The following is a 24,778-nucleotide window of genomic DNA, read 5'->3' on the forward strand; positions in this document are numbered from 1 at the left end:
TACAGCGGAGCGCCGTCACCGTTCGGGGATGACGGCGATCCACAGGTCCCCGTTGAACCGCCACGCGCCCGAGGGCGGCTCCATCAGGGTGCTGGGGTCCTGCTCGGTGTGCACGTCGAACGGGTGGGTGGGGTCGACGCCGGGCGGCAGGTACGGCTCCAGCGCCTCGGCCCGGTCGGCGGCCAGGACCGCGTCGCGGCCCCGCGCGTGGACCTCGGCGACCAGTCGGCGCACGGTCGGGGGGTCGGGCGGGTCCACGTACGCCGTCGGCACCCCGCACATGCCCCGGACGAGCTGCATGAACTTGCTGGCCGTGTTGGGTTCGACGATGAGGACGCTGGCGTTGTCGGGGATCTCGGCGCAGGTCCGCTCGGTGGCCGCGATCGACCCGACGTCCATCCGGTAGGTCATGATCCCCGTCGCGGTGGCGGCGGTGGGCGCCAGCAGCGCCACGGCTCCGAGCGCGGCGGCGGCGGGGCGCAGCCACGTCGGCCACCGCGCCGAACGGTCCCGCAGGCGGCGGTCGGCCCAGGCCAGGAAGTAGACCGCGAACAGGACGAACGCCGGAAGCACCAGGGTGACGAGGCGGCGGCTGGCCCACGGGTGGTCGGGGGTGATGGCGGGGCGCAGCAGGGTGGTCGCGACCGTCCAGACCAGCACCATCAGCGGCAGCGCCCACTTCGGGTCGCGCAGCAGCGCGGTGCGGCGGGCCAGCAGGGCGACGCCGAGCGTGGCCAGCAGCACGGCGGCCGGTCCGACGTACCAGCCGACCCAGTTCAGGCTCATCTCCTCGTAGGTGCGGTCGGGGTCCACGGCCAGTCCCTCGATCTGCTGGACCTGGCCGATGTAGTTGGCGGTGATCGCGTTGCCGTGGCCGCGCTGGGTGATCAGCAGCGGTCGCAGCGCGAGTCCCGCCGTGGCCACGACGACGAGGACCGCGAAGGCCGCGGGCAGCCAGGAGGGACGGTCCAGCCTGGGGACCCCGCGCCGCCACAGGGCGAGCACGGCCGCCGCCGTGGCCGCGACGACGGCGGCGCTGAGGATCAGCAGCGGGTTCAGCGAGTCCGACAGGTAGTCCAGGTAGGGCCGGGAGAGGCCGAACCCGGCGACGAGCCCGTAGCCGACGCCGACGGCCAGCCCGGCGGCCATCGGCACGGCCTCCCGCCGCCGGGCGAGCAGCAGCAGTCCCACGAATCCCACGACCGGCAGCAGGTCGCGCAGGACGTCGATGCGCACCAGCAGGCCCAGGCCGAGGGCCAGCCCGGCCGCCGCGGCGAGGACGCGGCCCGCCGAGGAGCGGCCCCGCTCCTGCCGGGTGAGGGCGTCGTAGGCGAGCACGAGCCCGCCGAGCAGCAGGACCTGGGCGACCGGCTCGCTGTAGGTGGAGCGGCTGACCCACTGCTGGGGCAGGCACACCGCGAGGACGAGCGCGGCCAGCGGGGCCCAGCGGGCGCCGACGAGCCGGGCGGTCAGTCCCGCGAAGGTCAGCACGCCGAGCGCGCCCACGACCGGCGGCACCAGGACCATTCCGTCCAGTCCCGCGATCCAGAAGCCGACGGCGTACACCAGGGGCGCGCCGGCCAGGAACTGCGGCCAGACGACCTCGTCCACCTGGTAGTAGGCGAGGCTGTCGTAGGTCAGCGCGGGGTCGTCGCCCGCGATGAGCTCCCGCCGCTGCGGGATCGGCAGGAACCCGTTGTCCGCGATCCAGGCGGTGTACTGGGCGTAGGAGGCCGCGTCGCGTCTGATGACGAGCTGCTCGGAGTGGTAGGCGAGCTGGACCGCGGCGAAGGCGACGGCGACCAGCACGACCAGGGCCGTCGGCCACCACGGCGTGTCGTCGACCGGGGGCGCCAGCCGGGGGACCAGGGCGAGCGCCGCCACGACCGCGGGCGCGCCCAGCAGCAGTCCGGTCAGCGGGGTGAGGACCCCCAGGCACAGCAGGGGGAAGGCGACCAGCGACCAGGCCGCGACGGCCACGACCGGGGCGAGGGTCATTCGCGCGAGCAGGGACCCGGGGGACAGACGCATGACAGCAACGATGCCAGCTCCGCCCCGTTCCGGCAGCAGGGTCCTGCGAAAAGCCGCCGGCGGTCGGCCGCGCGGCGCCGGTGCGGCGGGCCCGGACACCGGCGGGTGGCCGCCGAGGGGGCCGTCCGTGGATAGCATGTGCGCGATCCGCAGCCGAGACCGGGAAGAGGACCGCCGTGTCAGCGCGAACACCGGGGGAGCTGTGGCGGGCGGCCAGTGCCGTGGACGCCACCCGCCCCTTCCTCACCTCCTACGACGCCGCCACCGACGCGCGGGTGGAGATGTCCTTCGCCACCTTCGACAACTGGGTGGCCAAGACCGCCAACATGCTCGTGGACGGGCTGGGCGCGCTGCCCGGGGAGCGGGTGGCGCTGGCGCTCCCGCTGCACTGGCAGAGCCTGGCCTGGGTGGTGGCGTGCTGGTCGGCGGGGACGGCCGTGGTGCTCGCCGACCGGGACCGGATTCCCGAGGCGGACGTCGTCGTCGCCGACCGGGACCGCCTGGACGCCGCCCTCGACTCGGGCGCGCGCGAGGTCGTCGGCGCCTCGCTGCACCCCCTGGGCCTGCCGCTGGGCGACTGTCCGCCCGTGGCCACGGACTACACGGCGGAGGTGCGCGGCTACGGCGACCGGTTCCCCGCCGGTCCGGTCGATCCGGGGGCGGTCGCCCTGGTGAACGGCGACATCGTTCGCACGGGAGCCGAACTGGTGGCGAACGGCGGGCGAACGGCGCGGGTCGGGAAGCTGACAGCCGGCGACCGAGTGGCTATCATCACTTCCGACCCCACCCCTCTTGCGGTGCTTGGGGATGATCTGTCCCAATTCTTGGGTGTGTTGTCGGCTGCCGCCGCGATGGTGCTCGTTCCGGGTCCGGACTCCACTACGCTGCAATCGCGACTCGGCACGGAGCACGTCACGGCAGCCGTCGGTGATCTTCCCGATCGTCTCCTGTCCCGGACCGCCGTAAGGTCGCTTCCCTGACGCCTATCCCCCCTCTGGTGTTCGATGCCCAAGAGATCCTCCTCCCGCAGGTCCGCAGGATCACGCGCCGTGCGACGCGGACTCAGCCTCGGCGGCTGGGTCGCCGTCGGGACGACGGCGCTCGTCATCGGCAGCAGTCTCACCGCCTACGGCGCCTACTACGACATCTACGGCAACATCAACCAGGAGACCGTCGACACCGACGCCTGGGACCGGCCGACCAAGATCGAGGGCGCGCTCAACATCATGGTCATCGGCTCGGACGTGCGCAGCGGCGACAACGCCGAGTACGGCGGCGAGGTCGAGGGGGAGCGTCCCGACACCCTGCTCATCGCGCACATCTCCCCCAGCTACGACGGCGCGATCCTGGTCAACCTGCCCCGCGACTCCATGGTGGACATGCCCGCCTGCGAGCCCAACGGCGACCGGCCGGGCATGCAGGCGCAGCGCGGCATGATCAACTCCGCGATGAACTACGGCGGGGTGCAGTGCCAGTGGAAGGTCGTCGAGCAGCTCACCGGCATCCACATCGACCACTTCGTCAGCGTGGACTTCACCGGGTTCAAGGAAATGGTCGACGCCATCGGGGGCGTGGAGATGTGCATCCCCGCACCGGTCGACGACCCCAAGGCCAAGCTGACCCTGGAGGCGGGGCAGCAGACGCTCAACGGCGAGCAGGCGCTGGGCTACATGCGCTCCCGCTACGGGCAGGGCGACGGCAGCGACCTGAGCCGGATCGAACGCCAGCAGGTCTTCCTCGGCGCCATGCTGCGCAAGATCATGAGCGGCGAGATCATGTCCAGCCCCACCAGCATCTACTCCTTCCTCGGCTCGGTCACCGACTCCATCACCGTCGACGACCAGTTCACCGTCGACAAGATGACCGACATCGCCATCCAGATGCGCGAGGTCGACATGGAGAACATCCGGTTCGTGACCGTGCCCAACGGGGCGCACCCCGACGACCCGAACCGGGTCGCCTGGACCCAGCCCGACGCCGACCAGCTGTTCCAGGCCATCGCCAACGACACCGAGATCGCCGAGGAGGAGTCGGACAAGCCCAAGGAGGAGGAGTCGCAGGAGAGCGCGGAGGAGCCCGTCACGGTCTCCCCCTCCGAGGTCTCCGTGGAGGTCATCAACGGCACCGACATCTCGGGGCTGGCCGGCGAGGTGGGCTCCGCCCTCCAGGAGAAGGGCTTCGTGCTGGCGGGCACCGGCAACCCGCAGGGCCTGGTCCCGGAGCGGACCACCGTCTACCACGGCCCCGGCATGGAGGAGCACGCCAGGGCCGTGGCCGCCGAACTGGAGCAGGCGGTCGTGGAGGAGAACCCGGCCCTGGGCTCGACGGTGCAACTGGTGATCTCCGCCGACTGGGACGGCCTCAAGGGCGGATCGTCCTCCGGGGCCAGCGACATCCCCGAGAACATCGACGCCAAGACCGCCGAGGAGTCCGAGTCGGCCTGCTAGGAGCCGTCGCCGCCCCCGTCGTCACGGTCGTGCCCCCGGAGTCACCCCCGCAGGGCTCCGTGACCCTGGGGGCACGACCGCCGGGGGCTACTTCCTGCCCCGGCCCCGCTGTCGCGCCGGGGGACGCCAGGCGGCCATGTCGGAGTCGGTGACGCCGGTGCGGTCCTTCAGGTCGGCGAGGTCCTCCTCCAGGTAGTCGGCGGGGCTCTGCCCGTAGGCGTCCGGATCGGAGTGCCACTGGCGCACCCACGGGCGCAGTTCCGCCAGTCCGGCGAGCAGCGGGGTCATCCTGTCCCGGTCCTCTGCCCAGCCGTGCTCCTCGATCCGGTCGAACGCCAGCCGGGTGAGCGCGTCGGCCTGCTCGGCGTGGTTCCAGCCCGCCCAGCCCAGCACCGGTGAGGAGTCCTGGCCCGCCTCCGCGCCGGGGTAGGAGACGAAGCGTTCCTTGGGGACGTCGAGCTTGCCGCGGTTGGCCCAGTAGGACGGCTTGCGGAAGTCGGCGGAGGTGTACTTCGGGGGCACGGGGATGGGCAGGCGGTGCTCCGGCTCGCCCTCGGCCCGGTCCGCGTTGAGGGCGTCCTCCTGGCGCTGCTTGTCCCAGACCTCCTCCCACTGCTGGCGCTTGCGCAGGCCGGAGTCCTTGTAGCGCAGCGCGGCCAGGTAGGGGACGTGCTCGGTGGCCACGATCTCGGCGACCACCTGCGCGAAGTCGGCGTCGGGGGCGTACAGCGCGGCGACGGTCACGGCGTCGGGGCACACGTCGCGCAGCCGGTTGGCCAACTCCAGCACGGAGCGGGTCCGGGGGACCTCCTGGCCGGTGTCGTCGGGGGCGAACCAGATCTCCCGTGCCTCGCAGCGGTCGAGCAGCCAGGACTTGAGGGCGGCCTTCTCCTTCTTCTCCCACGGCTCGGACTGCCAGCGCCGCTTGCACTCGGGGCGCTCGATGAGCGCGAGGTCCCGACGGTTCTCGATGAACTCGATGCGCTTTTCCACCACGCGCTTGTAGGCGTCGGGCCAGTGGACGGGGATCTCGGTGATCGGGGTGGAGCCGTGCCGGGAGAACCAGACAGTTCCCGTCTCGCCCGCCTTAACCCTGCGGGCGAGCACGATCTCGAAGGCGCGCTCCCCCAGGTTGATGCCGGGCACCTCGGCGGTGTCGGGCAGGACCAGCCCGGCGTGTTCGGCGTCGGTGATGAGGCCGTAGCGGTGGTAGACGTCCCAGTCCAGCTCCTCCTGGAGCGCGATCATCCGGGATCGGACGGCGGCGTACTCGGCGCGGGCCTCGTTCAGGGCGGCGCGGGTGGGGGTGGCGGACTCCATCACGGAGGAGGGTTCGAGGGAGGACAGACGCTGGGCGAGGGAGTCGAGTTCGCGGGCACGGTCCAGGGGGAGGGTAGGAGGGAGGGGGAACTCCTGGAGTTTGGTGCCGGTGAACTCGTAGAACCGTTCCCACTCATCATGCATAAATCCGCCAGTTCCCGACTGGCTGCCCTTGTCGTGGCAGACCTGCTTCAGCCAGAAGCACGCCGTCGAGGAGTTCAACACCCCGAGGAGTTCCAGGTGCTGGTCCTCCGTGGCGTCCTTGGGGAGCTTGATCACTGGGGCGGACTGCTTGAAGACCTTCCCGCCACGGTCAAGGACGAAGTGGTTGTGGGTGGCCACGAAAGCAAAGGCGACAGAAAAGGGGGTGTGGTACGCCGAAGCGGTGTGTTGCATATACTCCCACCACTCCAAACCGGCGTCTGACATATTTCCTTGGAAAGTTCGACGCTCAGCGAGGAACGTCCGGAATCGCCAAAGCTCACGCTCGAACTCCGAAGTTTCGAGCCCTTTGGAGTACGGGTACCAAATTGCTTCCTCTGGCGACTCCCCCCAGTCTCGAACAATCTCTCCAATCACCAACGGCTTGAGGGCAGCGCGGTCTGCGATTGTGTAGTAAGTCGGACGCAGCGGCCTGATGTAGGCTTCGTCAGCGCCAGCCCGAATTGCGCGCCCAGTAGGCTTCTCAATTCGGTCTGCCATCGGGACAGTTCTCTTTTGGATAGCTTGAACCAGAAACCCTGCCCCACCACCACTCAGGCTCCATGGGTGGCTCTTGAAAACCTCCCACGGGAAATCAACGGAGCTAACCCAATCGCTTTCACTTCCCGGGTTCTCGATCTGGTTGACGATTGCGGACCAGACCAGTCCTTCGGCGGGGTTCTGCGGCTGCGACGGCTCCCCCCTGATTCCCAGAACCGCCCGCACGGTTTCCTTGTGGAGGTTCTTCGTGTTGCGGCCGATGAGGATGACCGTCGGGGTGCCGTGGCCGGGAATATAGGCGCCGGAGGTGTCAATGATGTGGGTGAGTTGCACTTCGCTGTTGAAGAACTCGCTGATGAGTTTCTTGCCGAACTCGCGTTTCATGAAGGAGTTCGCGGTGATCTGCCCGACGAATCCAGCACTCGTCCGGTCGCCACCGGCCCGCTTGGCCAGATTGAAGAACCGTTCCGCGAAGGGTACCGACAGTGCGTAGGTTCCCGCGCAGGTGGCGTAGCGGTCCCGGTAGTTCTGGTTCTCCTGCTTGTCCCTGACGGTGATGTAGGGCGGGTTTCCGACCACCGCGTGGTAGCTGTGGACGCCGAGCAGGTCGTATGTGTCGACGTAGTCGTAGACGTCTTCGACCGAGTAGCGGTAGACGTCTTCACCGTCGTCGAACAGCATCTGCTTGCGCCCCGGCGCACCTCGGCCGTGGATCAGAGAGTCGCCGGTGGCCACCACGATGGGCCAGTCGGGGTTGCCCTCCGACAGTGTGGTGATGCCTGCTTCTTTCACCGCGGCGATAAACAGCCGGAATCGGGCGATGGCCACCGCGTAGGGGTTCTTGTCCACGCCGTGGACGCTGCGCAGGGTGCGGGCGATGAGGTCCCAGTCCGAGGCTCCGGGTTCGGCCTCGCGCCACTTGTTCAGCAGACGGTGGAACGCGCCGAGCAGGAAGTGCCCGGACCCGCAGGTGGGATCGATCAGCCGGAAGCCCGTGGACTCGGCTTGGTAGATCTTGCTGCCGTCGAGGCCGAACTCCTCGACCGCCGGTTCCAGGGTGTAGTCGAGGATGAACTCCTCCACGAACTCCGGCGTTTGAAGGAGTGCGTAGTTCTTCCGGATGTTCTCGGAGAGGTCCTGGTAGAGGTCACCGAGGAATCGGGTATTCCACTCCGGGTCGGCGAAGTCGTGCACTAGGTGCCCGTCATCGCCCACCTCGCGCCAGAAGCCGATGAGGTTTTTGGCCGCCTGGTGGGAGGGCGTGATCGTCCACATCGGATTGTGGGCGCGGTCGAACAGTCCGGCCATGACCGGCGACACGCTCATCGCCTCGAAGGAGTGGACGAGCCAGTCCCGGTCGGTGCGGGAGCGGTCCTCGGCGACCCACGCCTCTTTGAGTTCCTGGGCGATGTCGTAGCGTCCGGTCTCATCCCGTGGCCCGGCGATGAAGGGGTGCTCCAGCAGGCGGTTGTCCTCGCAGAACCGCACGAACACCGTGGCCAGCACCCAGGCCACCGCCGCCTGGGTCACCCGCTCGTCGCGCCAGGCTCCGTAGGTGGCGGCGGTGCGTTCGGCCTCGAAGGCGCGGTGGTACTCGCGCTTCAGTTCGTCCCGGAAGGGCTCACCGGTGTGTTCGTTGACCGCCTCCGGGTCCTCACTCCGTTCGCGGAGGTCGTCTTCGAGGACACGGACTTGCTTCTTCAGGTCTTCGAGCAGCGAAGCGTGGTTGACCACTGGCACTCCTGGCCACAACGGGGACGGGGGATGACTCAGACTTCCCCATTGTGGCCGAAAAGAGTGACAACAGCGTCAACATCCACAGAAACGCTAGACCTGCTCCTGCTGAGCCGCCCGCACGAAGGCGGCCCACTCGACTGCGGGGAAGAACAGCGCGCCGAGGTCACGGTTCTTGCTGTCCCGGACACCCGTCACCGGGCCTTCGGAGACCTCGACGCAGGCTGACTGTTCATGCGTGTAGCTGGCTGTGTGCCACTGACGAGCCGTGGGGAGCGGTCGGGAGATGGGACTGTTCTCAGGCATCAGTACCTTCCAGATCGGTGATCACTCGGCGAAGGAAAGCGGTGGTCTCACCCAGGGGCAGTGCTGCCGCCTGGATGTACTCAAAACTCCGAGTGTGGTTGGCGACCTCGTCTGCCCCCTCAAAGAAGTGTCCGTTGGGCGGAACATCGATGTATCCCACCCGTTCAGTCTCCCCGAGGCTCAGAAGCGTGAAGTTGTAGGGCTGGGTCATGCCGTTCGACAGGGGAAGCACCTGGATGTCCAGGTTGGGCCGGTCCGCCAGTTCGATGAGGTGTTCCAGTTGGGTGCGCATGACCTTCGGGCCGCCGATGAGACAGCGCAGGGCTGACTCGTCGATGATCGACCACATCTGAGGCGAGTTGTCGCGGTCCAGGATGTTGGCCTGTCGCTGAATGCGTGCATCGATTCGCTGTTTGCGTTCTTCCGGATCGCCCAGCAACCCGCGTCCCATCAGCGCGTGGATGTAGTCAGGGTGCTGGAGCAAGCCGGGAATGAGGCCGACGGCGTACTCCTGGATCTTGGTCGCCTCGTTCTCCAAGCCGTAGAAGGCGTTCCCGGCGACCTCCTCGTACTGGAACCACCAGGGCCTGTGCTTACGCGCGGCTTTGGCGATGCCGACAAGTTCCTCGCGCAGGGCGTCGTTGGCCTTGTACAGCCGACACAGCGCGGCAACCGCCTCGGTGCTGAGCCGGATGAACCTGCCGTTCTCGATTCGGTACAGCTTGCTGACGTCCCAGCCCATCTCATCGGCGACCTGCTCCTGGGACAGCTTCGCCTCTGCGCGCAACCGCTTGAGTTGGCTGACCAGATAGTGCCTACGCACCGGTGAGCCCTGGGCCACGACGGTCTCCTTCACTTGGCCGACTCCGCTTTGTGGGTGACGTGGCCATCATCCCATCGCACCAAACCAGACATTGCTACACAATGCAGACCGGTTTTTTTGCAGGGCTTGTAAATTACAGGCCCTCTTTCTAGCTTAGAGCTATCCGGTCACGGACCCGTACCCGCTGGTGACCGGAAGCCAGTCACGCCATCCATTGGGGAGAGCCATGTCCGCATCCTCGGCCGGTGACGTACGCCGGTCCTTGCTCGCTCAACTGCAAGAGGAGATCCACAGGCAGGGCGGGACCGCCCTGCTCGCCCTGTCCGCCACCTCCCACCCCGTGCTCTACGTCCGCACCTCCGGCCGTCTGGTGCCGGTGGTGGTCGTCCACGGCGTCACCGGGGGCTGGTGGTTCATCTGGGGCCGCACCGGGCAGGCGCCCACCACCCACGTGGCAGGGGCCGCCGCCGCGCTGTGCGCCGAGCACACCGGGTCTGCTCCTCGCCGGAACCTGGTGGCCGAGCGCCGCGCCACGCTGAGGGGAGCGGCGTGATGGGCGGGGCCTCCTCCGGTGGCCTGACCGCCGTCTCGGAGTTCTGGGAACTGCCCGGCGACCCCTCCGTCTGCCCCGAGCTGCGCCGCCGCGTCCGCGACCGCCTCTCGGGCTTTCCCCGGGTGGTCGAGGACGCCGAACTCGTGGCCGCCGAACTGTTCGCCAACGCCTGCCGCCACAGCGTCAGCGGCCAGGGCGGCAAGGTGTCGGTCAGCCTCTCGGCGCTGCGCACCGGCCTGGTCCTGGTGACCGTGACCGACCAGGGACCCCGGCCCGACCCGCACACCGGCCGCCCCCGAACTCCGCGCCCGGCTCCGGCCGATCCGCTCACCCCCGGCGGGCTGGGCCTGCGCCTGGTCGCGGCCCTGACCACCGACTGGGGCCACTGGAGAGCCGAGGACGGCGGCCACGCCGTGTGGGCCGTCTTCGAACCCCCGCTCCCCGCCTTCGCCCACCTGTCCTGACCCCCCGGCTTCCCCACCGCCAAGGCCCCGGGCGAGCCTCCACGCAGCCGCACCGCACAAGCCGTCCGCACCGCTCGCCCACCCCGCACCCGCTGATCTCGACGGCAGTGGGCCGTTTCCGCCCCTCAACGGCCCACTCACCTCGACCGCGTCAAGCCCGCACCCACCCCTCCCGTGAAAGCCCGCCCATGCCCGCACCCGACACCTTCGACGCCCGCCGCGAACCCCTGCGCTTCGGCTACACCCTCGCCGAACTCGACGACATCGCCGCGACCGCCGCCGCCACCGCCTACCACCGCAGCCACCTCAACCGGCAGGTGCGCACCGAAACCGCGTGGGAGGCCATCACCACCCACCTCTACGCCACCGACACCCCGCCGCAGCGCCACGAACTCCTGCGCGTCGCCTGGAACGCCATCAGAGACGCCGCCCGCGCCGACTGCTCCTTCCGCGGCTGGCACCCCGGCTACGACACCGTCACCCGCCCCGGCTTCGAGCGCTACTGGGCCCTCGCCGCCAACCCCCACCCCAGCCCCGAACCCGGCGTGGTCGAACGCCTCGCCCTCGCCCAGATCTGGCCCGCCCTGCGCCCCCGCCACCGCCGGGTCCTGCTCGCCCTGGCCGCCTGCGACGACCACACCCGAGCCGCCGAAGCGCTGGGCCTGAAGTACCACAGCTTCGTCTCCGCCCTCTCCCAGGCCCGCCGAGCCTTCCTCGCCCTGTGGCACCAACACGAGATTCCGTCCCGCCCCTGGGGCCACGACGTGCGCGGCAAACACACCCACGGCCGCCGCACCGTCACCGGCACCGTCCTGCGACTGCGCGAACGCAAGAAAGCCCGACGCGGCGCACCCGTCCCCCACCCCCGCCACCGCAGAAAGGACATCGGCATCCCCGACACCGAACTCGCCCGCCGCTACCTCGCGGGCGAAACCCTCGCCTCCATCGCCGAATCGGTCGGCCTCAGCAAGACCGCCGTGCGCAACCGCATCCAACCCCACCTCACCGGAAAACAACCCCCGGAGTGATCCCACCCGCCCCCGGACCGAGGCCCCAGGCCCCCGCCCCGGGGCCTGCCTCAGTCGTGGCGCGGTTCGGGGCGCTCGCCCGCCACGATCAGGCGGACCCACTCCTCCAGCACTCTCGGCAGGTCGTAGTTCTCGGTGATCTCGGCGCGGGCCTCGGCGCGTACCGGGTCGAAGCGGTCCTCGGTGACGACGGTGTGCACGGCGTCGGCCATCTCCGCGGTGCTGCGGTGGATCCACCGGGACGAGTAGACGGTGTCCGCGCCGGGCCAGTCCCACACCACGGGTACGCTCCCCGACGCCGCGCCCTCGGCCGCGGCCCGGTGGAAGCTCTCGTCGTCGCTGGTGGACAGCACGAAACCGACCCTGCGCAGCCACACCGCGACATCGGGGCCGTAGGGGTCGAACACCACCGCCTCCGCCAGGCTCCCCGAACGCTGGATGCGCCGGTAGGCGCGTTCGTAGTGGGCGCGCTCCTCCGGGCGGTTCCACACCCACCAGTAGTCCCACGGCTGCCGGGTCTTGACCGCCAGGGTGTAGCGGGGGTCGCGCCGCCGCAGTTCGGCGAGCACGTCCAGGGCCCGGTCGAGGCGCTTGCGCGACGGCGTGACGCCGAGCATCCCCAGCGTGTAGCGCGCGCCGGGCAGCTTGGGGCGCGACAGCAGCGCCACGTCGATCCCCTCGGGCAGCACCGCCACCCGGTCCGCGGGCCAGCCCGCGTGCTGACGGGCGCGCTCCGCGTAGTGCGGGCTGACGCAGACGACGGCGTCCACCTTCTCGATGTCGAGGCGGCGCGGCCACTCGGTGGACAGCTCGAACCGGTGCAGCCGCACCAGCAGCCGCTGCCCGGACCGCTTGTAGCGGGCGTAGAACAGCGCGTGCGGGCCGCACCACTCGCAGATCACCACGTCGGCCCAGGCCGCCAGCTCCCGGCTGCGGTACCGGTCGTGCGTGTGCGGCCCCTCCCACTCGTCGACGCGCAGCTCCACGCCGGGCAGGGTGTCCAGGTGCTCGACGAGCCGGGCGAGGCCGCTGAGGTCGGGACCGGCGACCGCCACCTTCAGCGGCAGGTTCGGATTGGTCCCCCGGGGGGCGGCGGGCAGGGCCGCGCGCAGCAGGGAGCGCAGCGTCCGCACCGCCCGCTCCGGGGTGAACGGCGCCGAGACGGCCGCGCAGCGCGCGCCCGCCGCCCGGCGGACGTCCGGGTCGGCCGCCCGCGCCAGCGCGTCGACCGCCGAGTCCGGGCCGGGGTCGGCGTAGAGGGGGTAGTCGGGGCCGAACAGCGCCTCGTGCAGGGGGGTGCGGTTGACCACCACGGGAATCCCGAGCAGCCCCGGCTCCAGTACCGTCAGCGCCGGGACCAGCGCGGTGTCGAGGTCGCCGCGGTGCCAGGACAGGGCGACGTCGCAGGAGGCGAGCAGGTCCAGCGCCTCCTCCCGGGAGCGTCCGCCGTGCCAGACCACGTCGGGGGTGTCCTCCAGGGCCCTGGTGGCGCGCCTGCTCCACTCGGGCGGCTCCCCGCGGGCCGGGTCGCCGACCACGTGCAGTTCGGCGGGGACGCCGCGCGCGGCGAGCGCCGCGGGCAGCTCCGTCATCTCCAGGACGTTGCGCGACGCGGCGAGCGACCCCGCGTAGCCGATCCGCAGCCGACCCCCCGGCCCGCCGTCGGCGGGCCTTCGGGGCTCGGCGAGCACGGGGGGCAGCAGCACGGCGCGCCCGCAGGCGGCCGGAACGGTCGATTCGAGGAAGCAGCGCAGCTCCTCGCTGGGGCACAGCAGGAACCGGGAGGCCAGCGCGACGTCGGTGAGTTCCGCGACGACGCCGGGCGTCATCCCCGCCAGGGTGTGCGGGATGTCGTCCAGGCAGGTCCACAGCCGTCCGGCGAGTGCCTCGGAGTGCGCGGCGACCGCGGCCGTACGCCGTCCCCGGAGCACGACGAGGTGGAAGTGCCGCTCCCCGTCGATCCGGGTGATCAGCTCCACGGCCTGCTCCGGGGTGAGCCCCCGGGGTCCGGGGTCGACGCGGTGCCTGCCCTGCTGGGGGTGGCGCACCGTGACGTCCGCCGTCTCCTCCAGGGACGCCGTCAGCCGCTCGGTGGCGGGCCGTGCCTTGAGCAGCAGCATGGTCGAGCATCCGGCCGCGGCCAGTGCCCGCGCCATGGACTGCGCCCACACGGCGGTCGCGTCCATGGAGTCGGGGTCGCCGTCGCCGTAGACGAGTGCGCGGATGCCCACGTGCTTCCCTTCTGCGCCTCGCGGTGGTGCGCCGGCCGGTGGGGCCGGGAGGCGGCGGCCGGTCGGCGCACGTACTCCTCCCAGTGTGCCGTCAGCCGACGTGTGCGTGGTCCGGTGCGGTGTCGTGGCCGGTGGGGCGCAGGTCGCCGAGGGCGAGGAGGCGGGCGCCGTGGCGGCTCCACACCCCCGGGTGCAGGCCCCTGCGCACCAGGGCGCGGCGGGCGAGGACCGGCCGCACCTCGTTGACGAACACGTACTCCTGCCCGGCGGCGGCCCAGCCCAGGTCGGAGTCGCGGTCGGAGCCGTCCTCGGCGCCTCCGGCGGTGGCCACGGCGGCGCCGACGGCGTCGGCTCCGGAGCACTCGGCGGCGCACAGGGCGTCGACCAGGAAGGCCGCGCCCGAGGGGCGGTCCCACAGCGCCGTCCACGGCGTGGTGGCGGCGGCGGCGAGCCGGGCCCACTCGGCGGGCGACCAGCGCTGCGCGGGGTCCGCGGCGGCCACCGCGCGGACCGTGAGGCCGTGGGCCCGCAGCCGTTCGACCCCGGCGAAGTCGGCGCGTGAGGCGGGCACGACGATCTCGGCGGGCTGGTGCCGCTGGCGGAGCATGTCGTCGGCCAGGGCCAGCGACTCGGTGTCGTCGAGCGGGCAGGCCAGGACCGCGACGTCCCGCCCGGCCAGCGGCTGGGTGCGGGAGCCGCCGCCCGGGAGCAGCCGCACCCGTCCCAGGAGTTCGGTGAGCAGGACGGGGGTGGCCCTGGTCAGGAAGAGGGAGCGCAGGGCCAGCCGCAGTTCGCCGGGGGTGAGGGGGCCTTCGGCGACGGCCCGGGCGAGGTCGGTGTCGCCGGTGGCGGCGCGCGCGGCCGTGGCCGGCAGTCCGGGTCCGGGGGAGCCGTCGGCGAGCAGGACGCGGGCGCCGCAGGCCAGCGCCCGGTCGGCCAGGGCCGGGGTGTCCACGACCGCGACCGCGGCGGTGCGCAGCACGTCGGGCAGGTCCTCCCAGCGCACGTCGGCGTGCAGCACGTCCCCGCCGCCCGCGACCAGGGGGTGGGGAGGCCGCCCGGTGCCGCAGACGCGCACCGGGCCGCTCGCGCGCTCCGGTTCGGCGGCGATCGGGTGGTAGCGGTGCAGGGGGACGCCGAGGTCGCCGTCGTGGACGTGGTCGAATCCGAGTCCGGCCAGGGCCGGAGGAGCGGGGGCGTCGCGGACGAGGATGGAGGCCACCCCGCGCGCGGAGGCCGCCTCCAGCACCCAGCGCAGTGCCCTGGTGCGGTCCACCGCGGCCGGGTCGCCCAGGTGCGCCCACGGGGTGCCCGGGCGGGTCGCCGAGGCGGTGACCAGCACCAGGTCCACGTCGGCGGAGTCGAAGACGACCTGGACGTCGTGCGGGCGCAGCGGGATGACCCGGGCGTAGGGCTCCAGGGCGGCACGGGCCTCGGCCGAGAGCACTCCCGCGACGACGATCCGGTCGTCGCCGAAGGCGGGCTGGCCCGCCAGCAGCCTGGCCTCCTGGCGTTCGGCCTCGTAGGAGCGGACCGGTTCGGGCGCGCGCCCGCGGGGCCCGGCCGCCGGGTCGGCGGACCGGCCGCTGCCCCGCCACAGCCGGTAGAGTTCCCGGGGCAGGCGCACCAGCCCCCGGGCGGGCTGTCTGGCGGCTCCGGCCAGGGCCCGGCCCACCTGGAGCGAGGTCGACCCCTCCAGGGCCGCCAGGCGCGCCTGAGCCTCCTGGAGTTGGGCCTCCCGCTCGGCCAGCGCCCTGCGGAGCTGTTCGGTCTGGCTCTGCTCACGCCGCTTCATAGTCCGTCCTCCCGGCGTGCTCGCACCCGCCTGCGTCCCGGTGCGGACACCGCCTCCGCCACTCCCTCCCACGTTGACGAACGCGGATGAACGGGTGATGAACTGGGCTCCACGCCCGACGGTCGTTCCGGCGATCCGCGCCCGGAACACCGCCATCGTAGTGCCCGCCCCGCCCGCGGCCGGGAAATCGCCCCCGCCCGACTCCCTGAGTTAATCGCCGAATGCAAGCAGTGACCCGCCGCCCCGACAAGATCATTAAATTTGTTGATGACAACAACACTATTTCTTTGCCGATCAAGCAATTCATCAATCTGTATGAAAACCTGTTTCTCACACCGCTCTCACGGGGTCTTTGGCCTGCGAGGGCGCTATCATCATGCGCGCGCCGGGAGCAGCCCGCAGCCGCATACCCAGATATCGCGAGTCCTATGTCTCCAGGGGCGAGAACGTCCTGATAAGGCCAGCGAGACATCGGAAGGCAACGCGGTCCCAATCTCGGACGTCTAGCTACCGGGAAAACGAACATCCCGCGAGCATGTTTTCCATACGAGGGAGATCAACTGTGGGCGTCTCGACCTACACTTCTGACCTGGTGGTCGTCGGACTGGGATACGTCGGGCTTCCGTTGGCGCACGAGGCCTCCCGGTCCGGGCTGAGGGTCACCGGACTCGATGTGAGTCGGCACGTGGTCGACGGGCTGAACGCCGGAAGGTCGCACATCGACGACCTCTCCGAATCCGACATCGCCGACATGCGCGTGGCCGGGTTCACCGCGACCTCGGACCCGAGCGTGCTGCGGGGCGCCCAGACCATCGTGATCTGCGTTCCGACCCCCCTGACCGCCGAGGGCTCCCCGGACCTCGGCGCGGTCACCGCCGCGGCCGAGTCGATCGCGGCGCACCTGTCCCCGGGCACCCTGGTCGTCCTGGAGTCGACGACCTTCCCCGGCACCACCGACGAGGTGCTCCGCCCGATCCTGGAGAAGTCGGGTCTGACGGCGGGGCGGGACTTCCACCTGGCGTTCTCCCCCGAACGCATCGACCCCGGCAACCCGGTCTTCGGGGTGGCCAACACCCCGAAGGTCGTGGGCGGCCACACCGAGCTCTGCGGCGAGCTGGCCGCGGCCTTCTACGGCAAGTTCGTGCGCACGGTGGTGCGGGCGCGCGGCACCCGTGAGGCCGAGATGGCCAAGCTGCTGGAGAACACCTACCGGCACATCAACATCGCCCTGGTCAACGAGATGGCGGTCTTCTGCCGGGAGCTGGGGGTGGACCTGTGGGACTCCATCGCCTGCGCCGCCACCAAGCCGTTCGGCTTCCAGGCCTTCTACCCGGGGCCGGGGGTGGGCGGGCACTGCATCCCCATCGACCCGAACTACCTGTCGTACAAGGTCAAGACGCTGGGCTACCCGTTCCGGTTCGTGGAACTGGCGCAGGAGATCAACGCGCGGATGCCCGACCACGTGCTGCGGCGCGCCCAGGACATGCTCAACGAGGCGGGGTTGGCGCTGTCGCGCTCCACGGTCCTGCTGCTGGGCGTCACCTACAAGGCGGACATCGCCGACCAGCGCGAGTCCCCGGCGCGGCCGGTGGCCGCGAAGCTCGCGGACAAGGGCGCGACGCTGGTCTACCACGACCCGCGCGTCAGCGAGTGGCAGGTGGACGGCCGTCCGGTGCCGCGCGTGGACGACCTGGACAGGGCGCTGGCCGAGGCCGACCTGACGATCCTGCTCACCGACCACCGCGAGTACACGCCGGAACTGCTCCTGGAGCGGAGTCGGCGCCTGCTGGACACCCGGGGAGTGCTGCGCCGCGCCACCCCCGAGGGCCCCGAGGGGCGGATCACCGCCCCGGTGGCCCGTGACGGCGTCCAGGTGCTCTGAGCGGCGGCGTCCGACCGCGCGTCCGTCCCCGGTTCCTCCGGTTGCGTCCCCGAGCGCTGCGCCGTGTGCCCGGCGGAGTGCTCGGAGACGGGACCGGAGGGACGCGGGGACCTCCTCGGACGGGACCACGCGCCCGGCGCCGGACGCGGAGACGGCCCACACCGCCGAGCGGTGCGGGCCGCGTGTGCTCCGGGCCTCCTGCCGGGCCTCAGATGACCGGCGGGCGGCCGTCCAGGGTCATCCGCCAGGCGGTGGACCACCTGATCGGCCTGCGCTCCCCCGGGTCCTCGCGCCAGCCCTCGCGGAAACCCGCGAACCAGGCGCGCAGCGCGTCGCGGGAGCGCTCGCGCAGCACCGTCAGCACCACCCAGACCCCCAGGTAGACCACTGCCAGCGGCCACGGCAGGTTCCGCCGGGCCAACCAGACCCGGTTGCGCGCGTTGAGCCGGTAGAAGTCCGCGTGCCTGGTCGGGGCGACCGCCGGGTGGTACATGACCGCCTCGGCGTCGTACTCGATGGAGAAGCCCGCGTCCAGGATGCGCCAGGCCAGGTCGGTCTCCTCGTGCGCGTAGAAGAACTCGCCGGGCAGTCCGCCGCCCCGCTCGAACGCGGTGCGCCGGACCGCCGAGGCGCCGCCGAGGAAGGTGGTCACCCTGCTGGAGCGCCCCGGATCGCCCACCCTCAGCCGGGGGACGTGCCTGCGCTGGTCGGGGCCGCCGTCGGGGTCGGCGATCCGGAAGGAGAGCGCCCCCAGTCCGGGCTCCTCGGCGAACCGGTCGTGCACGTGCCGGGCCAGGTCCGGGGAGCGGTACCAGCCGTCGTCGTCGAGGAACAGGATGACGTCGCCGCTGCTGGCCCGGACGCCCTCGTTGCGGCCGGCCGGAATGCCGACGTTCTCGGGCAGCCGCACCGTGACCACCCGCTCGTCCAGCTCCGGAAGGTCGGCCCCGTTGCCGACGACGACCACCTCGATGTCGACCCCCTCCTGCTCGAACACGCTGGCGATGGCCCGGCGCAGCTCGGCCGGGCGGTTGCCCATCGTCAGCAGCACACAGGAGAGCTTCAACCGCTGCGTACCTCCGCGTTCCGGCACGGATCCGCCCCGCCCGTCCACGGTCGGCGCAAGTCCGTCGTAGGGGTGTTTGTCCTGAGGGGACGCGACAGCCTCAGGGGACGTCGCGCTCTGCTTCGACGCGCGCGGAGAGACGGAACTGCTCATCGACAACCGTTCATCAAGATGTATGACAGACCAATGGAATCCAACGATCACATGAACTGAATAACGACCGTATCAACACCGGGACGAAAGACGGGAGCGATCGCGCTCACCTCGCTGAGGTGTGACGGCCGCCTTCGCGGCGCCCTCGGTCCGCCCGTGGAGGCGTGCCCGGACCCGGCGCCCAGGGCGCCTCGACCGGTCACGGCCAGCCGGTGGTCGCCCGCCCCGGGGGCCGGGGCGGAATGCCCCGCCTTCCCCCGGGCTCTTCCGAGAAGAACCCGCGTCCGCCGCAGAACCCGGCACTCACACCTCGGACAGCCGGTTGGACGCCAGGATGCTCACCAGGTGCAGGACCGTCTGCAGGGCCGCCACCGCGACGCACGCGACGACCAGCACCTGGGTGGCGAGCAGATCGCCGCGCACCGCGTCCACGACCGCGGCCACGACCACCAGCAGCGACAGCTCCACCGCCTGGATGATCCGGTGGAAGCGCAGCGCGGAGGCGACCGTCCGGGCCAGACTCAGTCCCGCGGAGCGGGGACGCAGGGCCTGCGCGGACACCTGCTCCCCCAGCCCCGCCTTGGCGCGGGCCACCACCACGTTGTCGGTCTCCGCCTTGATCAGCGCCGCGCCCAGCGCCGCCGCCAGCCCCGCGACCACCCAGCCCCCGGCCGCGAAGTCGCCCTGGGCGCGCACGCCCAGCCCGGCCAGCAGCGCGATCTCGGACAGGTAGTGGCCGATGCGGTCCAGGTAGACGCCGGCCACGCTGGTCCGGCCGGTGAACCGGGCGACCTCGCCGTCGGAGCAGTCCAGCAGCAGGTAGACCTGGACGAGCACGGCGGCCAGCAGTGCCGACCACAGCCCGCCGAAGGCCAGCACGACCCCGGCGAGCACGCCGCACCCCATCATCAGGTAGGTGATCGGGTTCGGCGGCACGCCCAGGCGGACGAAGAACGTGCTGACGTAGGGCGAGAGGTCACGCATGTAGAGGCGCCCCGCCCAGTGCTCCTCGTTGACCCGCTCCTTGATGCCTTCGGGCTGGCCGCCCGCCCGGACCTCAGCGACCGAGGGCTTGGACATAGTCGCGAACGCTCCGCCTGATCTCGTCTTCGGAAAGGTTGAGGTGCTCCAGGACCGTGTAGCGTCCCGGGCGCGTGGACGGCGCGAAGGCCACGGCGCGGGCGAACCGCTCCTCGTCCAGCCCCACGTCGGCGGGCACGGTCGGCAGCCCGTGGCGCAGCAGGCAGGCGCGGACGTCCTCGAACTGCTGCCGGCCCTCGTCCAGGTGCCGCACGCGCAGGAAGTAGGCGTACAGCGTGCCCAGCCCGGCCAGCTCACCGTGGTTGCTGGTCCCCGGGTAGAGCTGGTCGACGGCGTGCAGGATCTCGTGGTCGGAGCCGCTGGCGGGGCGGCTGGACCCGGCCACCGACATCGCCATCCCCGACAGCACCAGCGCCTCGGCCAGCGCGGTCAGGAAGTCCTGGGACTCGACGGAGTCGCCGCGGTGCAGGACCGCCTCGGCCGCGACGCGGGCGAAGGTGACGGCCATGCCGTCCACCGGTTCGCCCATCTCGGCTCCGGCCAGCTCCCAGTCGGCGATCGCGGACAGGTTGCTGAGCGCGTCGCCGATCCCCGAGCGGACCAGGCGGGACGGCGCCGCGCGCACGTAGTCCACGTCCACCACGACCGCGATCGGCATGTTCACCCCGTAGGAGCCCTTGCCGCTCTCGTGCTCCAGCGAGCTGACCGGGGAGGCGATGCCGTCGTGGGACAGGTTGGTGGCGACCGCGACCATCGGGATCCCCGCCATGGTGGCGGCGAACTTGGTGACGTCGATGGTCTTGCCGCCGCCGATGCCGGCGACCGCCTCGTAGGCCCCCGCCCGCAGCTTCTTGCCGAGCTCGTTGGCGGTGTCCACGGTGCAGTCCTCGACCCGGAAGACCTCGCAGTTGGGCAGGTCGAGGTCGGTGGCGATCTGGGCGCCCTGGCCGGGGCCGACCGCCACCGCGATCCGCCCCTCGTTGGCGATACGCCGGTCGACGAGCAGCAGGCCGAGGTCGCTGATCGCCCCCCGCCGCACGTCGATCGAGAGCGGCGAGGCGAGCATCCGGGCTAGTAGCGGCATGCGATCTCCCGTGCGCGGGCCAGGTCGTCGTGGTTGTCCACCTCGACCCAGTCGACCTCGCCGATCGGCGCCACGGCGATCCTGCCGCCCCGGTCGACCAGTTCCTGGTAGCCGTCCTCGTAGTAGAGCTGGGGGTCGCGCTCCCAGGTGGCCTTGAGCGCGTCGGCCAGCCGTCCGGCGACGCCGCCCTCGATGAGGGTGGCCCCGATGTACTCGCCCGCGGCCGTCGCGGGGTCCATCAGCTTGGTGATCCGCCTGAGGTGGCCCGACTCGTCCAGGGTCACCTTCATCTCCTCGTCGGCGAGTGTTTTCACATTGTCCACCGCGAGGAGGATCTCCGGTCCCCTGTTGCCGAGTAGTGTCTTCTCGACACCGACCGGGTGCACGGTGTCGCCGTTGACCAGGAGCACCCCCTCGGCGAAGTAGTCACGCGCGGTCCACAGCGAGTAGGCGTTGTTCCACTCCTCGGCCCTGTCGTTGAAGACCGTGGTGATCTTCACCCCGTGGCGGCGCTCCAGCGTCTCCCTGCGCTCCTCGACCGCCTCGGAGCGGTAGCCCACGACGACGACCACGTCGGTGAGTCCCACGGCGGCCAGGTTGCGCAGTGAGATGTCCATGATGGTGGTGTCACCGTCCACCGGCACAAGGGCCTTGGGCAGGGTGTCGGTGTACGGGCGCAGTCGGCGGCCCGCCCCCGCGGCGAGAACCATACCGAGCATGTCGGCGCCTCCCTCTCTCAACTGTCGGAGGCTTCGACGCCTCCTCGTGCGTTACGCGGCTCGTCCACCGCCGCTGCGGCCACCGGTGCCGCGAGCCAGCCCGCGGCGGTCTCCCACACGAGCAGGACCGCCAGATAGCCCAGGAGCAGACCGTAGGCGAAGGGGAACCACCCCATCACCCCTCCGGCCGCGATCAGGAGCATCCGACCGTCCCAGCCCAGCATGGCCCGCACGGCCCACTCGGGCGGCGGCACACCGTGGTGTGCCCGGCGTACGGCGGAACCGTGGTGGAGGACGACCACCGCGATGAGCGCGAACACCAGGGGACCCGGTACGCCTGAACCGTAGCCGAGCGCGAACAGGTACAGGTATTCGGCTCCGTGCAGCAGCGGCGGCACGACCCAGTCGTACCGTCCGTTGTGCGGATGGGCGGAGGCGACCCCTGACAGCAGGAGCGCCGCCGCCGGTGCGAACAGGGTAACCCCGCTCAGGTCACCGAGTCCGGTGGACAGCAGCACACCCATCACCAGAATCCCCGCGAACGCGGGCAGGACCGGCGGCAGCGCCCCCTGGACGAGGGCGCCGATTCCCGTGCTCAGGTGACCGTCGTCGCGCAGGAAACGCAGGTCGACGTGGGGGTTCTGCGGGTTCGGGGTCATGGGCGGCTCTCAGTGGGCGTCGCGTCGGGGAGTCGTCACCGCGGCGGCCACCGCGACGGCGGAACCGGCGATCAGCGCCGCGAAGGCCGCCAATGCGTCCCAAATCGTTACCGAGACGGCGATCACGAGAAGACGTTCGGACGGAGCGAAAGCGGTCAGGGCGCGCAGCGTGTCGCTCCCGCGCCCCAGCGGCGCCCGCGGGCGCCGCTGGGGCGCGGGGCCGGGACGGACACCGCCGCGTTCGAGGGGCCGCAGTCCCCCGCCTCGGCGCGGCGGGGCGGTGCGGATGCGGACGAGGCCCCCCGGTTCGGCGTCGTCGCCGTCGGCCGCGGGGACTCCGAGCAGTTCCGCGGTGAACTCGGGGTCGGCGGGCTCCCGGCTGCTCCGGCTGGGGTCCACCACATCGATCGGGGAGGGGTGCGCGCCGTCACCGCCGCCGGGAGACGGGGAGGGGCCCACCCCGCGCGCCGTCACCACGGACTCGCGCAGCGCGTAGGCGATGAGCGCCCCCGACGCCCACAGCCAGGCGTCGGCGCGCCCGGCCAGACCCGCCCCGAGCGCCAGACCGGCGTAGAGGGCGAACTCGCGCAGGTGGACCATGACCGCGACCGTCCACTCGGTGAGACGGTCGCGCGCCTGTCCGCCCAGCCGGTCGCCGACCGCGTCGCTGTACAGCACCAGCGCCAGCAGCAGCGCTCCGACCAGGTCGCCCAGCAGGGTCGTGTCGGTGAACCACACCGCCGCCACGACGGTGAGGACGCCTCCCGCCCGGGCCGTCGCGGCCGGGGTGGTCCCCCTGCGTGCGGCCCATCGCACGGCGGGTCCGGCCAGCGGCCGGAACCCGCGGGCGGTGAGCACTCCGGTCTCCGTCACGCGCCGCGCCTTTCCCACACGTGTGTTGTGGTGTAACCGTTACCCATGCGGGGACCGCTTGGCAAGCGGCCACACGGACGACGCGGCGTCCGCGACTCACCGAGGTTTGAGTGTTCGGCTGGCCACCACGGGGGTCGGTGTGGAACGCCCCGGGCCGACCGGCCGCCCCCTCTTCTCCACACGGCCGGTGTCCGTCGCGGAGGCGGCCGTCACACCTCGGTCAGGCGGCCTTGTCTTCCTTCTTCTGCTTGCGTTTGGCGATCTCGGCCTTGGTGTCGGCGTTGTAGGCGTCCAGCGCGGCCTTGATGTCGGTGTCCAGCACCAGCTCGCCCTTCTTGATGTAGAGGCCGCGGTCGCAGAAGCGCTTGAGGTCGCCCTCGTTGTGGGAGACCAGGACCATGGTGCGCTGGTTCTGCAGCATCCGCTCGATGGCGTCGTAGCACTTGTTGCGGAAGGACTTGTCGCCGACCGCGAGCACCTCGTCCACGAGCATGATGGGGTGCTCCAACTGGGAGATCAGCGCGAAGCCCAGCCGCACCTTCATGCCGCTGGAGTAGTGGCGCACCGGGGTGTCGATGAACCGGGACTCGATCTCGGCGAAGTCGACGATCTCGTCGAACCTGTCCTGCAGCATCTGGGGGCTCATGCCGTGCAGGGAGCCCACCAGGTACACGTTCTCGCGACCGGTGAGCTGGTCGTTGAAGCCCGCGCGCAACTCCAGCAGCGGGGCGACCCTGCCCCGGACGGTGACGGTGCCCTCGTCGGGGATGAGCACCCCGGCGATCAGCTTGAGCAGGGTGGACTTTCCGGTGCCGTTCTTGCCGACGATGCCCACGCACTCGCCCTTGGCCACCTCGAAGGAGACGTCGCGCAGCGCCCAGAAGTCGGTCGAGCCGCGGTTGGGATCGCGTTTGGTCCCGTGGATGAACATCTCCCGCAGGCTGCGCTTGCGTCGGCGGTTCGTCGCGAACTTGATGCCGAGCCCTTTGGCCTCGATGACCGGCTCCGCCATTACAACTCCTTAAGAACGGCGCTTTCGAGTCGTCGGAACGTGACATACCCGATCAGCAGCACGAGGACGGACCCCAGGAACGTGCTGCACAGGACGGACACCGGCGGCACCTCGCTGGGATACCACACCGCGTGGTGCAGTTGGAAGATACCGGCCAGCGGGTTGTGCGCGTAGAGCGTCTTGAACCACCCGGGCAGCGCGTCGACGCTCATGACCCGAAACATCGGGTAGATGACGGGAGTGCCGTAGAACAGCACCCGGTTCAGGATACGGACGATCCGCTCCACATCGCGCAGCAGCACGTTGATGGAGGACAGCAGCAGGGTGACGCCCAGCGACAGGACGAACTGCACCGCGATCGCCGGGATGATCCAGAAGAAGTGCCACCCGGTCTGCCCGCCCAGGAAGAACACGAACAGCAGCAGGATCGGCCAGGTGAGCAGGTACTCCACGAACTTGGTCTGCACGATGGCCAGCGGGAAGATCTCCCGGGGCACCTTCATCGTGGTGATGAGCTTGGCGTGGGTGATGAGCGCCTTGGGCGCGTCGCTCAGCGCGGTGCTGAACCACATCCACGGCAGCAGTCCCGACAGCAGGAACAGCGCGTAGCCGCCGGGGGCGTCGGGCCCGCCCGGGGCCTCGCGCGCCCCACCGGTCGCCGCGAACAGCACGCCGAAGACGAAGTAGTAGACGCAGGCCATCGCCAGCGGCTCCAACATCGACCAGGCGTAGCCGAGGATCGAGTTCTGGTATTTGACCTTCAGATCACGGCGGACCAGGTGTCCGACGACTTTCCGGTTCCGCCAGACGGCCAGCGTCCTCGACGCCACCGCCACCTCCTCGGGGTGCAGTCGT

At 71.0% G+C, this 24,778-nt stretch carries 20 protein-coding genes; 6 read left to right on the top strand and 14 right to left on the bottom strand.

Translation table 11 applies throughout. The annotated features are described in order from the left end of the window. Positions 1-15: 15 nt before the first annotated feature. A complete protein-coding gene (locus NI17_RS15575) occupies positions 16-2,031 on the bottom strand; it encodes a hypothetical protein (RefSeq protein ID WP_119267786.1) in 2,016 nt (671 codons plus the stop codon). Positions 2,032-2,207: 176 nt separating this feature from the next. On the opposite strand from NI17_RS15575, the gene NI17_RS15580 reads away from it, so the two are divergent. Then, positions 2,208-3,011, top strand: coding sequence for a TIGR03089 family protein (locus NI17_RS15580; RefSeq protein ID WP_068693971.1), 804 nt, complete (start codon positions 2,208-2,210; stop codon positions 3,009-3,011). 24 nt (positions 3,012-3,035) lie between these two features. Further along, entirely contained in the window at positions 3,036-4,478 is a 1,443-nt protein-coding gene (locus NI17_RS15585) for an LCP family protein (RefSeq protein ID WP_068693969.1), read from the top strand. Positions 4,479-4,565: 87 nt separating this feature from the next. Here the strand turns inward: NI17_RS15585 and pglX are convergent, their stop codons facing one another. The 3 genes from pglX to NI17_RS15600 form a co-directional block, all read right to left on the bottom strand. Then, positions 4,566-8,234: a BREX-2 system adenine-specific DNA-methyltransferase PglX gene (pglX, locus tag NI17_RS15590; RefSeq protein WP_068693968.1), complete on the bottom strand. Its 3,669-nt coding sequence runs from the start codon at positions 8,232-8,234 to the stop codon at positions 4,566-4,568. Between the two features lie 93 nt (positions 8,235-8,327). Continuing rightward, positions 8,328-8,540 (bottom strand): DUF397 domain-containing protein, encoded by a 213-nt coding sequence (locus tag NI17_RS15595; protein ID WP_068693967.1) that lies wholly within the window; start codon positions 8,538-8,540, stop codon positions 8,328-8,330. Next, positions 8,533-9,396: a helix-turn-helix domain-containing protein gene (locus NI17_RS15600; RefSeq protein WP_234402154.1), complete on the bottom strand. Its 864-nt coding sequence runs from the start codon at positions 9,394-9,396 to the stop codon at positions 8,533-8,535. Before NI17_RS15600 ends, NI17_RS15595 begins: the two co-directional genes overlap by 8 nt. Positions 9,397-9,589: 193 nt before the next feature. On the opposite strand from NI17_RS15600, the gene NI17_RS15605 reads away from it, so the two are divergent. The 3 genes from NI17_RS15605 to NI17_RS15615 all read left to right on the top strand — a co-directional run bounded on the left by NI17_RS15605 (position 9,590) and on the right by NI17_RS15615 (position 11,408). Continuing rightward, a complete protein-coding gene (locus NI17_RS15605) occupies positions 9,590-9,916 on the top strand; it encodes a hypothetical protein (RefSeq protein ID WP_068693965.1) in 327 nt (108 codons plus the stop codon). Continuing rightward, positions 9,916-10,380, top strand: a complete 465-nt coding sequence (locus NI17_RS15610; protein WP_119267787.1) for an ATP-binding protein — start codon at positions 9,916-9,918, stop codon at positions 10,378-10,380. The genes NI17_RS15605 and NI17_RS15610 overlap by 1 nt, the downstream gene beginning before the upstream one ends. A 188-nt stretch (positions 10,381-10,568) precedes the next feature. Continuing rightward, on the top strand, positions 10,569-11,408 hold the full coding sequence (locus NI17_RS15615) for a hypothetical protein (protein ID WP_119267788.1): 840 nt from the start codon (positions 10,569-10,571) through the stop codon (positions 11,406-11,408). Between the two features lie 50 nt (positions 11,409-11,458). Here the strand turns inward: NI17_RS15615 and NI17_RS15620 are convergent, their stop codons facing one another. Further along, on the bottom strand, positions 11,459-13,594 hold the full coding sequence (locus NI17_RS15620; protein ID WP_199860151.1) for a glycosyltransferase family protein: 2,136 nt from the start codon (positions 13,592-13,594) through the stop codon (positions 11,459-11,461). Positions 13,595-13,730: 136 nt separating this feature from the next. Continuing rightward, on the bottom strand, positions 13,731-15,434 hold the full coding sequence (locus NI17_RS15625) for a hypothetical protein (protein WP_068693208.1): 1,704 nt from the start codon (positions 15,432-15,434) through the stop codon (positions 13,731-13,733). A 535-nt stretch (positions 15,435-15,969) separates the two neighbouring features. Here NI17_RS15625 and NI17_RS15630 point away from each other — a divergent pair. Continuing rightward, the gene (locus NI17_RS15630) at positions 15,970-17,316 is read left to right on the top strand and encodes a nucleotide sugar dehydrogenase (RefSeq protein WP_068693209.1); all 1,347 of its coding nucleotides are present in this window, start codon (positions 15,970-15,972) and stop codon (positions 17,314-17,316) included. 208 nt (positions 17,317-17,524) lie between these two features. Here NI17_RS15630 and NI17_RS15635 read toward each other — a convergent pair whose 3' ends face one another. The 8 genes from NI17_RS15635 to NI17_RS15670 form a co-directional block, all read right to left on the bottom strand. Further along, the gene (locus NI17_RS15635; protein WP_068693289.1) at positions 17,525-18,355 is read right to left on the bottom strand and encodes a glycosyltransferase family 2 protein; all 831 of its coding nucleotides are present in this window, start codon (positions 18,353-18,355) and stop codon (positions 17,525-17,527) included. A gap of 483 nt (positions 18,356-18,838) precedes the next feature. Next, on the bottom strand, positions 18,839-19,615 hold the full coding sequence (locus NI17_RS15640) for a CDP-alcohol phosphatidyltransferase family protein (RefSeq protein WP_068693210.1): 777 nt from the start codon (positions 19,613-19,615) through the stop codon (positions 18,839-18,841). Beyond that, positions 19,593-20,642 (bottom strand): iron-containing alcohol dehydrogenase family protein, encoded by a 1,050-nt coding sequence (locus NI17_RS15645; RefSeq protein WP_068693211.1) that lies wholly within the window; start codon positions 20,640-20,642, stop codon positions 19,593-19,595. The genes NI17_RS15640 and NI17_RS15645 overlap by 23 nt, the downstream gene beginning before the upstream one ends. A 5-nt stretch (positions 20,643-20,647) precedes the next feature. After that, positions 20,648-21,379 carry a phosphocholine cytidylyltransferase family protein gene (locus NI17_RS15650; RefSeq protein WP_068693212.1) on the bottom strand — a complete coding sequence of 244 codons (732 nt, stop codon included), beginning with the start codon at positions 21,377-21,379 and terminating at the stop codon, positions 20,648-20,650. 17 nt (positions 21,380-21,396) lie between these two features. Continuing rightward, positions 21,397-22,038: a DUF5941 domain-containing protein gene (locus NI17_RS15655; protein WP_068693213.1), complete on the bottom strand. Its 642-nt coding sequence runs from the start codon at positions 22,036-22,038 to the stop codon at positions 21,397-21,399. A gap of 9 nt (positions 22,039-22,047) precedes the next feature. After that, a complete protein-coding gene (locus NI17_RS15660) occupies positions 22,048-22,911 on the bottom strand; it encodes a hypothetical protein (RefSeq protein ID WP_068693214.1) in 864 nt (287 codons plus the stop codon). Positions 22,912-23,131: 220 nt separating this feature from the next. Next, a complete protein-coding gene (locus NI17_RS15665) occupies positions 23,132-23,923 on the bottom strand; it encodes an ABC transporter ATP-binding protein (protein WP_068693219.1) in 792 nt (263 codons plus the stop codon). Continuing rightward, on the bottom strand, positions 23,923-24,753 hold the full coding sequence (locus NI17_RS15670) for an ABC transporter permease (protein ID WP_068693221.1): 831 nt from the start codon (positions 24,751-24,753) through the stop codon (positions 23,923-23,925). Before NI17_RS15670 ends, NI17_RS15665 begins: the two co-directional genes overlap by 1 nt. Positions 24,754-24,778: the final 25 nt, after the last annotated feature.

Source organism: Thermobifida halotolerans, assembly GCF_003574835.2.
Taxonomy (GTDB): domain Bacteria; phylum Actinomycetota; class Actinomycetes; order Streptosporangiales; family Streptosporangiaceae; genus Thermobifida; species Thermobifida halotolerans.

Bases quoted from the DNA above. Each gene is read 5' to 3' on its own strand.
- NI17_RS15575 (WP_119267786.1), bottom strand. From the start codon at position 2,031: ATGCGTCTGTCCCCCGGGTCCCTGCTCGCGCGAATGACCCTCGCCCCG.
- NI17_RS15585 (WP_068693969.1), top strand. From the start codon at position 3,036: ATGCCCAAGAGATCCTCCTCCCGCAGGTCCGCAGGATCACGCGCCGTG.
- NI17_RS15595 (WP_068693967.1), bottom strand. From the start codon at position 8,540: ATGCCTGAGAACAGTCCCATCTCCCGACCGCTCCCCACGGCTCGTCAG.
- NI17_RS15605 (WP_068693965.1), top strand. From the start codon at position 9,590: ATGTCCGCATCCTCGGCCGGTGACGTACGCCGGTCCTTGCTCGCTCAA.
- NI17_RS15610 (WP_119267787.1), top strand. From the start codon at position 9,916: ATGGGCGGGGCCTCCTCCGGTGGCCTGACCGCCGTCTCGGAGTTCTGG.
- NI17_RS15615 (WP_119267788.1), top strand. From the start codon at position 10,569: ATGCCCGCACCCGACACCTTCGACGCCCGCCGCGAACCCCTGCGCTTC.
- NI17_RS15620 (WP_199860151.1), bottom strand. From the start codon at position 13,594: ATGGACGCGACCGCCGTGTGGGCGCAGTCCATGGCGCGGGCACTGGCC.
- NI17_RS15625 (WP_068693208.1), bottom strand. From the start codon at position 15,434: ATGAAGCGGCGTGAGCAGAGCCAGACCGAACAGCTCCGCAGGGCGCTG.
- NI17_RS15630 (WP_068693209.1), top strand. From the start codon at position 15,970: ATGTTTTCCATACGAGGGAGATCAACTGTGGGCGTCTCGACCTACACT.
- NI17_RS15635 (WP_068693289.1), bottom strand. From the start codon at position 18,355: ATGGGCAACCGCCCGGCCGAGCTGCGCCGGGCCATCGCCAGCGTGTTC.
- NI17_RS15640 (WP_068693210.1), bottom strand. From the start codon at position 19,615: ATGTCCAAGCCCTCGGTCGCTGAGGTCCGGGCGGGCGGCCAGCCCGAA.
- NI17_RS15645 (WP_068693211.1), bottom strand. From the start codon at position 20,642: ATGCTCGCCTCGCCGCTCTCGATCGACGTGCGGCGGGGGGCGATCAGC.
- NI17_RS15650 (WP_068693212.1), bottom strand. From the start codon at position 21,379: ATGCTCGGTATGGTTCTCGCCGCGGGGGCGGGCCGCCGACTGCGCCCG.
- NI17_RS15655 (WP_068693213.1), bottom strand. From the start codon at position 22,038: ATGACCCCGAACCCGCAGAACCCCCACGTCGACCTGCGTTTCCTGCGC.
- NI17_RS15665 (WP_068693219.1), bottom strand. From the start codon at position 23,923: ATGGCGGAGCCGGTCATCGAGGCCAAAGGGCTCGGCATCAAGTTCGCG.